This is a genomic window from Roseibium porphyridii, assembly GCF_026191725.2.
In the GTDB taxonomy this organism is placed as follows: domain Bacteria; phylum Pseudomonadota; class Alphaproteobacteria; order Rhizobiales; family Stappiaceae; genus Roseibium; species Roseibium porphyridii.
Genome location: NZ_CP120863.1, coordinates 4,119,940 through 4,133,079, shown reverse-complemented (window position 1 = coordinate 4,133,079; position 13,140 = coordinate 4,119,940). Strand labels below are relative to the sequence as shown.

The 13,140-nt window shown below is 55.4% G+C and carries 13 protein-coding genes; 4 read left to right on the top strand and 9 right to left on the bottom strand.

Features of this window, described 5'->3' with window-relative positions; translation table 11 throughout:
• Positions 1-106 precede the first annotated feature (106 nt).
• Positions 107-985, top strand: a complete 879-nt coding sequence (gene dapA / locus K1718_RS19115; protein ID WP_265681182.1) for a 4-hydroxy-tetrahydrodipicolinate synthase — start codon at positions 107-109, stop codon at positions 983-985.
• Positions 986-1,038: 53 nt separating this feature from the next.
• On the opposite strand, the gene K1718_RS19110 is transcribed toward dapA, so the two are convergent.
• Together K1718_RS19110 and K1718_RS19105 are read right to left on the bottom strand one after the other, a co-directional pair.
• Entirely contained in the window at positions 1,039-2,559 is a 1,521-nt protein-coding gene (locus K1718_RS19110) for a methionine--tRNA ligase (RefSeq protein ID WP_265681183.1), read from the bottom strand.
• A 195-nt stretch (positions 2,560-2,754) separates the two neighbouring features.
• The gene (locus K1718_RS19105) at positions 2,755-4,068 is read right to left on the bottom strand and encodes a cytochrome-c peroxidase (RefSeq protein WP_265681184.1); all 1,314 of its coding nucleotides are present in this window, start codon (positions 4,066-4,068) and stop codon (positions 2,755-2,757) included.
• 6 nt (positions 4,069-4,074) lie between these two features.
• Between K1718_RS19105 and K1718_RS19100 the strand changes: the two genes are divergently transcribed.
• Positions 4,075-4,557, top strand: a complete 483-nt coding sequence (locus K1718_RS19100) for a tetratricopeptide repeat protein (RefSeq protein WP_173006079.1) — start codon at positions 4,075-4,077, stop codon at positions 4,555-4,557.
• A 137-nt stretch (positions 4,558-4,694) separates the two neighbouring features.
• On the opposite strand, the gene K1718_RS19095 is transcribed toward K1718_RS19100, so the two are convergent.
• Genes K1718_RS19095 through K1718_RS19070 form a run of 6 tightly spaced genes read right to left on the bottom strand, consistent with a single transcriptional unit; the run spans position 4,695 to position 10,482 of the window.
• Positions 4,695-5,753: a TRAP transporter substrate-binding protein gene (locus tag K1718_RS19095; RefSeq protein ID WP_152502471.1), complete on the bottom strand. Its 1,059-nt coding sequence runs from the start codon at positions 5,751-5,753 to the stop codon at positions 4,695-4,697.
• A 27-nt stretch (positions 5,754-5,780) separates the two neighbouring features.
• Positions 5,781-7,274 carry a TRAP transporter large permease gene (locus K1718_RS19090; protein ID WP_265681185.1) on the bottom strand — a complete coding sequence of 498 codons (1,494 nt, stop codon included), beginning with the start codon at positions 7,272-7,274 and terminating at the stop codon, positions 5,781-5,783.
• Positions 7,274-7,864, bottom strand: a complete 591-nt coding sequence (locus K1718_RS19085; protein WP_265681186.1) for a TRAP transporter small permease — start codon at positions 7,862-7,864, stop codon at positions 7,274-7,276. The genes K1718_RS19090 and K1718_RS19085 overlap by 1 nt, the downstream gene beginning before the upstream one ends.
• A gap of 58 nt (positions 7,865-7,922) precedes the next feature.
• On the bottom strand, positions 7,923-8,438 hold the full coding sequence (locus K1718_RS19080) for a flavin reductase family protein (protein WP_265681187.1): 516 nt from the start codon (positions 8,436-8,438) through the stop codon (positions 7,923-7,925).
• The gene (locus K1718_RS19075) at positions 8,438-9,328 is read right to left on the bottom strand and encodes an aldo/keto reductase (RefSeq protein ID WP_265681188.1); all 891 of its coding nucleotides are present in this window, start codon (positions 9,326-9,328) and stop codon (positions 8,438-8,440) included. Before K1718_RS19075 ends, K1718_RS19080 begins: the two co-directional genes overlap by 1 nt.
• Positions 9,328-10,482 carry an LLM class flavin-dependent oxidoreductase gene (locus K1718_RS19070; protein WP_265681189.1) on the bottom strand — a complete coding sequence of 385 codons (1,155 nt, stop codon included), beginning with the start codon at positions 10,480-10,482 and terminating at the stop codon, positions 9,328-9,330. Before K1718_RS19070 ends, K1718_RS19075 begins: the two co-directional genes overlap by 1 nt.
• 178 nt (positions 10,483-10,660) lie before the next feature.
• On the opposite strand from K1718_RS19070, the gene K1718_RS19065 reads away from it, so the two are divergent.
• Entirely contained in the window at positions 10,661-11,371 is a 711-nt protein-coding gene (locus tag K1718_RS19065) for a GntR family transcriptional regulator (RefSeq protein WP_265681190.1), read from the top strand.
• A gap of 37 nt (positions 11,372-11,408) precedes the next feature.
• Complete coding sequence (locus tag K1718_RS19060) at positions 11,409-12,533, top strand: Gfo/Idh/MocA family protein (protein ID WP_152502464.1); 1,125 nt, start codon at positions 11,409-11,411, stop codon at positions 12,531-12,533.
• A 63-nt stretch (positions 12,534-12,596) separates the two neighbouring features.
• On the opposite strand, the gene K1718_RS19055 is transcribed toward K1718_RS19060, so the two are convergent.
• Positions 12,597-13,025, bottom strand: a complete 429-nt coding sequence (locus tag K1718_RS19055) for a hypothetical protein (RefSeq protein WP_152502463.1) — start codon at positions 13,023-13,025, stop codon at positions 12,597-12,599.
• Positions 13,026-13,140: the final 115 nt, after the last annotated feature.

Here is a 13,140-nt window from a genome sequence, read left to right as displayed (position 1 = left end):
TATTGCACCGGTTGCAATTGCGAGCCGTTTAGTGTCACAGCTTCGTTCTTGAACATGACCAGATACGGAGCGGCGCATTGAAATGTGCCGCAGGCGGGAGACCACAATGCCGGACTTTAAAGGATCCATTCCTGCTCTTGTGACCCCTTTCAAGAACGGCAAGGTGGACTACGAAGCGTTGGAACGCCTTATCGAGTGGCATGTCGATGAAGGCAGTCACGGAATCGTTGCAGTGGGCACGACCGGCGAAAGTCCGACAGTTTCGAAGTTGGAACACAAAGACATCTTGAAACGTGTCGTAGAATTCACGGCTGGCAGGCTCCCGGTGATCGCCGGAACTGGCTCGAACGCAACCGCTCAATCTCTGGACATGCTGCAACACGCCGAGAGTGTTGGCGCTGATGCAGCGCTTATCGTCACTCCCTACTACAATAAACCGAACCAGGCAGGCCTTTTGAGCCACTACCAGGTGCTGCATGACAACAGCAATCTGCCGATCATTATCTACAATATTCCCGGACGGTGCGTGATTGATATCTTGCCCGACACAATGGCTCAGATGGCCCGCTGGCCGCGAATAATCGGCGTCAAGGATGCAACCGGCAGCATGGAGCGGGTCAGTCAGCAACGCGCCAAGTGCGGGAAAGACTTCCTCCAGCTCAGCGCGGAAGATGCAGCTGTCCTCGGCTTCAATGCACACGGTGGAAGCGGGTGCATTTCAGTCACCGCCAATGTCGCTCCGCGCCTGTGCGCCGAATTTCAGGAAGCCTCACTTGCGGAAGACCTGAGCCGTGCACGAGCGCTTCAGGATCGACTATTGCCTCTGCATAGCGCCGTGTTTCTGGAACCGCCGGCAGCATGTGTCAAATATGCCTTGTCCAGGCTCGGCCATTGTACCGATGAGGTTCGCTTGCCGCTGACCCCGATTGCCGACGAGACGAAGAAGGCACTCGATCAGGCAATGGAGGCAGCCGGGCTGATCTAGTCGATAGAAAAAACGCCCCGGCTGGGGCGTTTTAGAAATTTGCATTAGCGCTGTTATTGTACGCGTGGGAACAGGGTCTCAATCTCGCCAAGGTCACCACCGCCGAGAAGCTTGTCCAGTTCCGGCTTCCAGGGCTGAGCCGCGTCAGGTGCGTTGAGCATGTTCAGCGCGCGACTGGCGGATTCTGGAATGACCTGTTGCAGGGCTTCCATCACGACCCGCAGGCTGTCGAGCGTCACATAAATCACCGTTTGGCAACGTTCTCTGGTGTCATCATTCTTGATGAGTTCCCAGGGAGCCTGCTCGGCGAAATAGTTGTTCATTTCATCCGCGACAGTGATGATCGACTGCATTCTCGCCGGTATGTCCGCGAGATCGATCCATTCACCCAATCCCGCTGTTGCATCCACGACCGCTTTGCGAATGGCTTCGTCCTGAGCCGACAGCGGCCCCGGAACAGGCAAAGTGCCATCGAACCGCGCCTTGGAGAACTTTGCAGCGCGAGACAGAAGGTTGCCGATCTTGTTGCCCAGTTCACTGTTATAGCTTTGCGTGATCAGCTCGACCGAAATCTGGCTGTCGCTGTCTGCGCGCATATGGCGCGCAAGATACCAGCGCAGGGCATCAACGCCGAGTTTCTCGATCACTTCGATCGGATCAACGACATTGCCGATGGACTTTGACATTTTCACGCCGCCAGCACCCACCCAGTGGCTGTGCACCGAGAGTTTCTTTGGCAGCGGAAGACCTGCGGCCATCAGCATGATCGGCCAGTAAACCCCGTGAGGTTTCAAAATGTCCTTGCCGATCAGATGTTCGCATTCTGCCCACCAGGTTGCATACTTGGTGTCTGGCCAGTCAATGTTGGTCAGATAGTTGGCAAGCGCGTCGAACCAGACATAGGTGACGAACTCGGTATCGAACGGCAGGTCGACACCAAGGGTTACGCGGGATTTTGGGCGCGAGATGCAAAGATCCTCAAGGGGATCTGACAGCATCTGTTTCAATTCGTTTCGGAACGCTTCAGGCTGTACGAAGTCCGGGTTGTCGGCAATATGCTTCAGCAGTTGCTCGCGAAACGGCTCCATTTTCAAGAAGTAGTTGGTCTCTTCCGTATGCTCCACCTTCATGGTCGGATGCAGTGGGCACTGACCGTCTTCAGTGAGATCGGATTCCTTTTTGAACTCTTCGCAGCCCTTGCAGTAGGTGCCGGTGTAATTCTTCTTGACGATCAGCCCCTTGTCGAAGATCGACTGCTCCATGCCGCCAACGGCCGCCTTGTGCCCCTCACGACTTGTCCGGACAAAATAGTCGTACCGCACGTCCAGTTTGTCGAAAACGTCGCGGAATTCCTTGCAGCGCATGTCGAGAAACGCCTCGACAGGCATTCCGAGGTCGCCAGCAGCTTCCTGGTTTTTTTGGCCATGCTCGTCAACGCCGGTGGACAGCATCAGCTCATACCCCAGCGCCTCACGGTTCCGCTTCAAGATGTCAGCCATCACGGAAGTGAAGGCGTGACCGATATGCGGGGATCCATTGACGTAGTAGATCGGAGTGGTGATGTAGCTTTTCATCCAAACGCTTTCGAAATTTTGGCCTTTAAGGGCAGTCCGTCGACAGTTTTATCGGGCGCGTGAGCCCGTCTGTGCCGAATATATGAAGTCGAAGCTATATTTCACACTCATGTGCCCATTGAAAGCCCTGGGCCGGTGAAAAGCACAGCGCCCACGATGACCGGTCAGCTGCGGCAAGGGACAATGCCGGAACACCTATCTGTCTATCGGCAAGCCACTGGGAACACTTTTGGGAATGCCGAAGGGAGGATTGGAAACCGAGGCTGTTCCTGTCAGAGCTTTCAGGAAGCCAACCAGATCGGAAATCTCATCGTCGCTCAAAGCAATGGGGGCGATGTCGCGAAACCTGGCATGCCGCGCCATTTCCCGTTTGTCGTTCCAGACGACAAAATCAATTGCCTCCAGCCAGGGAACATTGGGAAGTGAGGCAGTTTCTGGACGCCATGAAGCCAGGCTTCCATCGGGATCGAGGTGATGACGAACAATGCCTTCCAGCGTTGGATAAGCGCCATTGTGGCCATAAGGACCGGTCAGCTCCACATTGCGCAGCATAGGGGTGCGGAAGCTGTAGGCATCTTCCAGCCGGTCGCTTTCTCCCATACGTCCGACATCGCGTACCATGGGATCGAAGCGGCGGGTTCTGCCTGGCCCGAATGGCGGCAGGCCAATGGCATGGAATTCTTGATCGCTGAGCAGACTTCCAGAGTGACAGCTGGAGCACTGCGCCTTCCCATAGAAAAGCTCAAGGCCACGTTTCTGAGTGGGTGAGAGGGCTGTCTTGTCACCTGCCAGGTATTTGTCAAAAGGGCTGTCGTAGCTTTCCCACTCAATGGCCTGGAAAGCAGCAAGCGCATTGGCAACTTCGGCAATTGTCACTTCATCCGGTGTGTCTACGTGGTCAAACGCTTCGACAAATAGACGTCCATACTCGGGTATAACGCGCACGCGTTTGGCAAGGATCGGCCAGGACGCGTCGATGCGATCATGCACTGCTCCGGCAACTTCGTTTTCTCTCGGATTTCCTGCCATCTCGAACTGGGCGACAAGCGGAAAGATCGCCTGTGCAGCAAGCAGGGATTCAAGGCCTTCTGGAAGCCATTCTTCCGCTGGAGAATTGAAACCGTTTTCGTAGGTGTCGGCGATCGACAAACGTCCATCGTGAAAGAGCGTGTGAAGGTCTTTTGCACCGAGATTCCAAAGGCCTGGCGCGTTTCGCGGAATCCGTTTCTTAATTCGGTTGCCGCCTTCACCGGCCGTACGTTCCTTGCCAAGCCCGGCACCGCCTTCGCCGATGCCAAGTGACAACCGGTCGCCTGTTCCAAGCGTTGGATGATGGCACGTGGCGCAGGCAATATTCCTGTTACCCGACAGGATCTTGTCGTAAAACAGGAGTTGACCGAGCGCTGCCTGCTTTTGATCGAAGGCGATGAAGTTGTCTTCAGTAAGCGGTGGCGGTAGTTCCGCAGCATATGCCGGGGCTGACAAGAGAAGAACAACGGGGAACGACAAGAACTGATGACGAAAACCCTGAAAGCCGCCTTGTTGGCGCTTGTTGTGATGAACGCGCCTGTCCACGCGGAAATCGAGGAGGCGCGCGACCTGATGGAGGCCGATCGCTATGAAGAGGCGATGAAGGAACTCTGGCCGGCTGCGCGGTCCGGCAACGCGGATGCCGAAGAGCTTATCGGCATCATGTACGCGATGGGACTTGGCGTCGAACGGGACGATCAGAGGGCGTTCGAATGGTATCTCCGAAGCGCAATGAAGGGGCATCCGGGAGCTCAGTCCGGCGTCGGATGGTACTATGAAATCGGTCGTGGAATGCCGGCACCCGACCTTGTGCGCGCTTATATGTGGTACACCCTTTCCGCGATCGGCGGCGATCCTGACGCTGCGATCTCGCTTGAGGAAGTGGTCAAGAAAATGACGAAGGATGAGATTGAGAAAGCGCATATCCTGGTCGATGACTACAAGGTTTGGATGTATCCGTTCCGCTGATTTGAAAGCGGTCAAACGCCTTGGCCGGCTTCATGTTCCCAGGTATTGCTTGAAACAGTCAATTCAAACGTCCTGAGTAGCTTTGCAAAAATGCAGGAGCCCGGCAAATCACCGGGCTCCTTTTTTGATCCGAAGGATCAGTTCAGGTCAGCGTCGCGTGCACCGTTGATGTCGGTTTCAGCTGCAGCAACAGCTTCTTCCAATGCGCCGAAGATTTCGCCGCCACGGTTCACGTTGTCCTTGAACCAGTCATAAACGGGAGCAGCAGCTTCTTTGAAGGCTGCTTTCTCTTCCGGGGTCGGGACGTAAAGATCGCCACCACCGGCAACGAAGTCTTCATAGGCCTGAATGGACTTGCGCTTCGGAGACGCGAAAGTCGCCTGCTGCAGGGCATAGAAGCCGTCGACGACGACGCGGCGCATGTCTTCAGGCATGGAGAGGAACTTCTCGTTGCTCATCCACCAAAGTGCGCCCATGTAGGCATGGCCGTCCAAAGTGACATACTGCAGGCCGGCATCCGGGAACTTCATGCCCATGATGTCAGTGATGCCATTCTTGGAGCCTTCAACAACACCGGTCTGGAAGGAGGTGAACAGCTCCGGCCACGGAATCGGGGTTGGCGAAGCACCAAGTGCCTTGACCAGTTCCTGCGGAAGGTCGGCGACCACGGTCCGGATTTTCAGGCCTTCCATATCGGCCGGATTTGCAACACGACGCTTTGTGTTGGCAAAGTTACGCCAGCCGCCGGTGTTGCCGACAGTCATGAGGCGAATGGCGTTCTGGCTGTCTTCCAGTGCCATGGCGCGCATCGTGCGGACAAAGTCGCCGGACAGGACATGCTCGGCAATCCGGTCGTCAGCCATCATGTAAGGCAGGTCGAGAACCTGCACATACGGGAAGATGCCCGATGCACCGCCGGAAGTCGAAATGTAGATGTCGATCGCGCCGCCAGCAACACCCTGAAGACACTCGGCACCGTTTGAGCACAACTGCGTGCCGATGAAGAGTTCCACCTCAATGGCGCCGTTCGAGGCGGATTCCACGAAGTTCTTGAACACGACCAGACCGTCATAGTCTTCGTCGTTTTCGTTGGAGTTTGCGGTTGCGCGCAACGTGTAATCCGCGGCAACGGCACTCAAGGCCGATCCGGCGAGCATCGCCGCAACGGTGAGCGTTTTCAGTGCAGATTTGAGCATTAGGTACCTCCCTTTAATAGCTCATAATCAGTTGGCAAATCCGGTCAGACGCGGAATCGTCATGGAAAGTGCCGGGATATAAGTGATCAAGAAGATCACCGCGATCTCTACCGCCAGGAACGGCAGAATTGCTTTGGCGATGGTCTCAACCCGTTCTCGTGAGACCGATGCCGCGACAAACAGAACGAGCCCCATCGGCGGCGTGGCCAGACCGATGGTCAGGTTGACGCTCATGATGATGGCGAAATGGATCGGGTCGACACCCATGGATGTGAAGATGGGGCCGAGGATCGGGCCGAGAATGATGATGGCTGGACCTGCATCCAGAAACATGCCTACGACGAAAAGCAGAAGGTTGATCAGGAAAAGCAGGATCAGCGGGTTCTCGGTGAGGCTGAGAACGAAAGCAGCCATTGTTTCCGGAGCATGGCTCAGACTAACGACCGTCTTGAAGGCCATTGCAGCGCCAACCAGCAAAAGCACGACGGCAGACGTAATTCCGGCCCTGTTCAAAACGCCCGGGATCTCTTTCATCTTCAAGGAATGAAGAACGAAAAAACCGATCAGAAGCGCATAGGCGACGGCGACCGCGGCTGCTTCGGTCGGCGTGAAAACGCCCAACAAAATACCGCCCAAGATGATGATCGGTGTTTGCAAAGGAGCGACCGCTTTCTTGCAGACCACCCGGAAATCACTTGAAACCGCGCCGCGCAGGCTGACAAGCAGGAAATGCGACAGCACCATCATCACGACAAAGAGAAGGAGTGTGACGGTGTAGGAGAAGGATTCAAATCCGAGCGCGGAAGCTATGCCTGTCGCTGCGACGGTTGCAAGACCGGCAACGTTGATGCGCAGAACGACAAACGAGAACCATTTTTCAACCGGTGCCATGGACTGGCCTGGATTGACGATCCGTTGCGCTTTCGGAAGATCGTATTTGTCCGCCATGAAACGCACCATCAGCATCAGGCCGATGCCGACCATGACACCGGGCACAATGCCGGCCAGAAACAGCGCGGCGACGCTTTCACCCATGACATAGGCATAAATGATCATGATGCCGGATGGCGGAATGATCGGACCGATGACGGACGAGGCAGCTGTAACGGCAGCGGCAAATTTTCGGGTGTAGCCCTGCTTCTCCATCGCGGGGATCAGCATTGACCCGAGAGCTGACGTATCAGCGACTGCAGAACCGGAAAGCCCTGCGAACAGCATCGAAGACAGAATGTTCACATGAGCAAGGCCGCCCCTCAGGTGGCCCATCAGCGCCTGTGAAAATTCCACGAGGCGCATGGTGATGCCGCCCTTGTTCATCAGCTCGCCCGCAAGCATGAAGAACGGAATCGCCATCAGAGGAAAACTGTCCATACCGTTGTAAACGTTACGGTAGAGAAGGGTGATATCCCGTTCTTGGCCATTCAGCCAAAGCAGGATACCCGGCGCTGCCAGGAGGCCGAAGAATACCGGCAGACCGATCATCAGGAAGACAAGAAAGACGGGCAGGAACCAGATAAGCATCAGTCAGCCCCCGCCATGTCTGCATCGGGCATGACCGGCATCCGGTCATCGCCGCCAAAAAGAGAGATAAGGTTTCTCAGGATCAGTTCGATATTGACCAGCGTTAGCAGGATCACGCCCACGAACATCGACAGCATCATCCAGCTGCGAGGAACCCTGATCCATTCTGTCAGTGTGAAATTGCCCGGCACGTAAAGAGAAGCGGTCGCGAATTTTCCGCCAAATCCGGTCACCTCAAAATATCCGATTTGTACGGAAACGACCAGAACGGCCAGCGAGATGAGCAGCAGGACTAGCGTCAGCACCTTTCCCGCCATCGCAGGCAAGGCCTGGCCCAGCATGTCAATGGCGACAAAGCCGCCGCGACGAAAGGCCGTCGGTGCCATGAGCCCCGCCATCCAGAGCATGCAGAAACGAGCGGCCTCATCGGGCCATGGAAGAGCGTTGTTGAAAACATAGCGGAATACGACCTGAATCAGGATCGCAACAACCATCAGGGCGACAGCGACGACGCCTATAGCTCGGCCAATGCGCAACAAATGCGTATTGACGAAAGCGAACGGTGCTAACACCGCCAGCAAAATGCCCATGAGGGCCCTCCCAAGTTTTTCCTCCTGGCGGGACTCAGCATCGCCCCGCAGTCCGCCCTTACCGTGGAGCGATTTGCCCGAGCTTGCCCGAGAAAAATGTCAAGGCGTCACCGGTGCGCATTTCCGCCTGCAATACCTGACCCAGAACAATCAGGTGATCGCCTCCCTCATAGGCAGCAAAACGCTTGCACTCGAAACGCGCAAGGCAATTCTCGATCAGCGGTATGCCTTTTTCATCTATTCTGTGTCGCAGCTGATCGAAAGCGTGCGCATTGCGCACGAAACCATTGCAGACCTCCGCCTGATGATGGCTGAGGACGTGAATGGCGTAGTGTTCGGCCTCTTCGAAATACTGAAAACGCCGCGATCCCTTGTCCGGCATCCAGAGCACAAGCGGCGGTTCCAGAGACACGGAAGAAAAGCTGTTGGCGGTAATGCCGACAGGACCATCAGCCGAATGCGTGGTCACGACGGTAACCCCGGTGGCAAATCGCCCAAAAGCGTCGCGCAACAGCCGTGTGTTGTCTGAGTCCGGCTCGAAGGTTACGGGATGATTGGCATTTTGCATGGTCATCAAGGCACCTCGTTGCCAAGGGCGGCTTCATAGAGCCGATACCAGGTTTCACGATCTATCGAGACTTTCAGGGCATCGGAAATCTTTGCGATCCGATCGGTATTGTTCGTGCCCATAACCGGCAGCAAACCTGCGGGATGGGCCAAGAGAAATGCGACCGCCACCGCAGAGCGATCAACGCCATGGGCCCCTGCAATTTCGTCCAACACTGCACCAAGCTGGCCACCTTCGGAAATCAGGGCGCCTCCGCCGAGGGGAGACCAGGCCATGAGCTTCGTGCCGAGCCGCTGATGGAAGGCCAGGTCACCGTTGGTGAAAGGCGAAATTTCTTTCAGACTGATCTCGATCTGATTGGTCACCAGCTTGTTTGACATAGCCGATTGCAGCAGCTCCCAATCCCAGGGACGGAAGTTGGAAACACCCGCATTCTTCACTTTGCCGCTTTTGATCAGATCGTCGAGCGTTGCGCCGGTCTCATGGTGATCCATGAGCGGGTCGGGGCGGTGGATCAAAAGTAGATCTATCGTCTCGATGCCCATTTCGGAGAGCGAAATGTCGACGGATTTCTCGATGTGGGAACGGCTGGTGTCGTAGTATTTCACTTTGGCATCGGCATATCGTCCTGCGGGTGCGACGATGTCACATTTGGTGACGATTTCCATTCGCTGACGCAGCGACGGGTTTGCTTTCAATGCACCGCCGAGCACCGCTTCGGCAGCGTAGCCGCCGTAAATGTCTGCCTGATCGAACGTCGTGATGCCTTGATCAAGGCAAATCTGGATCTTCCGCTCAACATGAGCAGGAGACGTATCTGTGTCGTCACCCAGCCGCCACATGCCGTAGATCAGTTGGGAAAATTCCAGGGTTTCTGTAAGTTTGACGCGGTTCATCAGCGGCGGACTCCGTTGCCGAGTGGTGTTGCCGGTGTTTCAGCAGGTACGCGGCCATAGGCATGGGGCAGCGAGCATGTTTTCAAATTCGGCAATACGCGGGCGCCGAAGTGTTTTGCTTCTTCAAGGTGCGGGTAGCCTGAGAAGATGAAGGCCCGAATGCCCATCTTCTGGTAACCCTCGATTTTCGTCATGACCTGATCTGTGGAACCAACAAGCGCAGCGCCGCAGCCCGAGCGGGCACGTCCAACCCCGGTCCAAAGGTTTGGTTCGATGTATCCGAACTCGTCAGCGACTTCACGGTTCTTTGCCTGGTGGCTGACACCCAGTGACTTTGCGTCGAGAGCGCGTTCGCGGATTGCTGTGCCTTGTGCATCGTCGAGTTTCGAGACGATGTAGTCGGCATATTCCTGTGCTTCTTTTTCCGTATCCCGCACGATCATATGTACCCGCAGGCCGTAATCGAGAGTGCGGTTGTAATTCTCCGCAACAGAATTGACCGCTTTCATACGGCCTTCCAGCTCACCCATAGTTTCAGGCCACATCAGATAGACGTCGCAATGTTGTCCGCAAAGCTCGAGTGCTGCAGGCGAGTAGCCACCGAAATAGAGCAGGGGGCCGCCGGTCTGGTAAGGCCGGACCGGATCCGTTGTCAGGTTCTTGAAGTTGTAGATCTCGCCTTCGTAGTTGATTTCGTCCTGTGTCCAGGCCTGTTTCAGGATTTCAACAACTTCTCGTGAGCGCTGATACCGGTAGCCGCTGTCTGCCTGTTCGCCCGGAAAGTCGGACGAAATGATATTCACTGTAAGACGGCCTTCGAGCATGTGATCGAGCGTCGCGATTGTCCGCGCCAGCATGATCGGCTGCATCTCGCCACAGCGCACTGCGGCCAGAAGATTGATTTTCTCGGTGATCGGTGCGCAGCCGGCAACGAAACTCAACGTGTCCTGACCCACCTGATAAGAGGACGGGCACAGAATGTTTCGAAAGCCCTGTGCTTCCGCTGTCTTCACAATTGAGGAGCAATGCTCCCACGAAGAACGCAGATCGCCCTCCGGCACTCCCAGGAACTGATAGTCGTCGGAGCAAAGTGCGGCAAACCAGGAAACTTCCGCTGCATCAAGGTCCGGCGAAGTGACTGGGACTACGGTCATAAAGTGCCTCCCTGGGACTGACCATTTCAACCCTCGGATCTTGCCTTCGAGCGGCTACCGGGGTGTTTTCGTTTGTTTTCGAATGGCTTCATTTTGCCTTCGATTTCTTCTTGCATATCACTCGGTTTGATGTAAATCAATAGTGTATCAATTTTGAAAATCAGGCAACAAAAACGTCATGCCAACTGACTCGCAAACGTCCGGAGCGCTGCCGCTTTATGTGCAGATCAGCGAGCTTTTGATTAGGGATATCGCTGCTGGGCGGCTGATCGATGGAGAGCGGTTGCCACCAGAGCGAGACATGGCGGAAGAGCTTGGGATATCCATCGGCACCTTGCGAAAAGCGTTGGCGGACCTTACGGATAAAGGCTTACTTGAGCGAATTCAGGGCTCGGGGAATTACGTACGTCAAGGAGGCACACAGGAAAGCGTCTATGCGATGTTCCGCCTGGAGCTTTTGTCCGGAGGCGGTTTGCCGCGCGCCGACATCCTCACGGTCGACCGCCTGCACAAGCCGGATGAGCTACCAACCTTTGGCACAAGCCGTGAAGGCACGCGCATTCGTAGGCTCCGCTACCTGAATGAGGTCATGATTGCTGTGGAGGAAATCTGGCTTGATGGTGACTGTGGCACGGTGCGACAGGATCTGCTTTCAGACTCTCTCTATCGCTTCTACCAGAAGCATCTTGGATTTTGGATTGTTCGCGCCGAAGACAGGGTGACGATCGGAAAGGTACCGGAGTGGGCTCCGGACGTTTTTTCAAAAACACCTGGAACACTCACTGGATATATTGAGCGTTTCAGCTGGTCCGATAGAGCCAGGCCGGTCGAGTATTCACGAACTTGGTTTGATACGGACAAGGCGCATTACGTGCAACGGTTGAAATAGGCGGACGGCAAGAAACCGCCGGAATTAGGAGAAGGAAATGCCTGCAAAGGTAAGATACGGGGTTATTGGCTGCGGAATGATGGGCCAGGAGCATTTGCGCAATATCGCCCTGCTTGCCGACACGGAAGTGACCGTGGTGTTTGAGCCGGATGCTGATATGGCCCGCGAGGCCGCAGCGTTTGCACCTGGTGCAAAGTTTGTCGGATCCGTTGCCGAGCTTTTGGAAGTGGAAGAGCTTGATTGCATCCTGATCGCGAGCCCCAACCACTGCCACGTGCCTCAGATGGAGGAGATTCGCAAGAAGCGGCCGCTACCATTGCTCGTCGAAAAGCCGCTTTTCACCGACCCGAAAGATCTGGCGGAATTGGAGACCTTCAAGTCGGCCTATCCCGCGCCTGTTTGGGTCGCCATGGAATACCGCTACATGCCGCCGATTGCAGCGCTGATTGAACAGGCTGAGGAAGCGACCGGTGGGATCAAGATGTTGACCATTCGCGAACATCGGTTTCCGTTTCTCGACAAGGTTGGTGCCTGGAACAGGTTCAACAAGTATTCCGGGGGCACCTTCGTTGAAAAATGTTGCCACTTTTTCGATCTGATGCGCCTGATCATGAAAAGCGAACCTGTTCGTGTGATGGCCTCAGCTGGCCAGGACGCCAATCACAAGGACGAGACTTATGACGGCGAACAGCCTGACATCCTGGACAACGGCTATGTGATTGTTGATTTCGAAAATGGCTCACGTGCCATGCTCGAACTTTGCATGTTTGCAGAAGGTTCGCGGTACCAGGAAGAAGTGGTTGCAATCGGATCTGAAGGAAAGATCGAAGCATTCGTTCCAGGTCCAGGGCGTTTCTGGCCATCGGATCTTGGCGATCCGCCAGTGCCTCAATTGGTTGTGTCTCCGCGGCAGCCCAAAGGACCGCGCCAGATAGACATTCCAGTGGATCCGACAATTCTCGACGCTGGAGATCACAACGGCTCAACCTTCTATCAGCACGAAGGGTTCGTTGCCGTAGTAAGGGGTGAAAAACAGGCTCCTGAAGTAACGTTGGAAGACGGTCGCCGCGCTGTTGAGATGGGTCTTGCGGCCCAACAGTCAGCGCGCACCGGCCAGGCTGTCCTTCTCATGAGCAACAAGCTTTCCTCGGTCGCCTGTTGATTTAAAGGTGTTTCCTCCGGGGTAACTGCCGGCGTGACGCTGTCACGCCGGCATTTTTATGGATCACCAGCGCGTTGCCGGCAGGTGATCGATGGTCGCGTCTGTACTGAAGCCGTCCCGGCCCCTGCGCATGTTGAGTGCGCGAATCGGCACCTTGTATTCCCTTCCTGTATCCGTTTGCCGGCATTGTTGCTTCCGATAGGCGATGTTTTCCGGAACACCTTTGGTGTTTTGAACCAATACGCAGAAAAGGTCATATCGGCCATTGATCGCGATTTCGCGGCGAGCGCCCTGAGCGACAATGATCTGGCGGTGGCGTGTGAAGCCATTGTCGAACAACAGAAAATTACAGTACTTGGCCGAACCGGCCGGTGTACGCGTGCTCTGGCAAAAGAAGATCTCTGCCTGAGCAGTTGAAGAAGTAAACGGCCAGAATGCGGAGAAACCAAGAAGCGTCAGCAGGAAAACCAACGATCTCTTCAGGTTCTGCATGTCGATACACTCCGTTCGTTTAGTGAGGTCATGTGTTTGAAACGCATCAATTTTAGCTTTCAGACTATGGTCCGCTTCATTGTGCTGTTGTGACGAGCTGGACATTTGGCTCAAG

Excerpts from the sequence above, each read along its gene's own strand:
- dapA (WP_265681182.1), top strand. The coding sequence starts at position 107 with ATGCCGGACTTTAAAGGATCCATTCCTGCTCTTGTGACCCCTTTCAAG.
- K1718_RS19110 (WP_265681183.1), bottom strand. The coding sequence starts at position 2,559 with ATGAAAAGCTACATCACCACTCCGATCTACTACGTCAATGGATCCCCG.
- K1718_RS19100 (WP_173006079.1), top strand. The coding sequence starts at position 4,075 with ATGACGAAAACCCTGAAAGCCGCCTTGTTGGCGCTTGTTGTGATGAAC.
- K1718_RS19095 (WP_152502471.1), bottom strand. The coding sequence starts at position 5,753 with ATGCTCAAATCTGCACTGAAAACGCTCACCGTTGCGGCGATGCTCGCC.
- K1718_RS19090 (WP_265681185.1), bottom strand. The coding sequence starts at position 7,274 with ATGCTTATCTGGTTCCTGCCCGTCTTTCTTGTCTTCCTGATGATCGGT.
- K1718_RS19085 (WP_265681186.1), bottom strand. The coding sequence starts at position 7,864 with ATGGGCATTTTGCTGGCGGTGTTAGCACCGTTCGCTTTCGTCAATACG.
- K1718_RS19080 (WP_265681187.1), bottom strand. The coding sequence starts at position 8,438 with ATGACCATGCAAAATGCCAATCATCCCGTAACCTTCGAGCCGGACTCA.
- K1718_RS19075 (WP_265681188.1), bottom strand. The coding sequence starts at position 9,328 with ATGAACCGCGTCAAACTTACAGAAACCCTGGAATTTTCCCAACTGATC.
- K1718_RS19070 (WP_265681189.1), bottom strand. The coding sequence starts at position 10,482 with ATGACCGTAGTCCCAGTCACTTCGCCGGACCTTGATGCAGCGGAAGTT.
- K1718_RS19065 (WP_265681190.1), top strand. The coding sequence starts at position 10,661 with ATGCCAACTGACTCGCAAACGTCCGGAGCGCTGCCGCTTTATGTGCAG.
- K1718_RS19060 (WP_152502464.1), top strand. The coding sequence starts at position 11,409 with ATGCCTGCAAAGGTAAGATACGGGGTTATTGGCTGCGGAATGATGGGC.
- K1718_RS19055 (WP_152502463.1), bottom strand. The coding sequence starts at position 13,025 with ATGCAGAACCTGAAGAGATCGTTGGTTTTCCTGCTGACGCTTCTTGGT.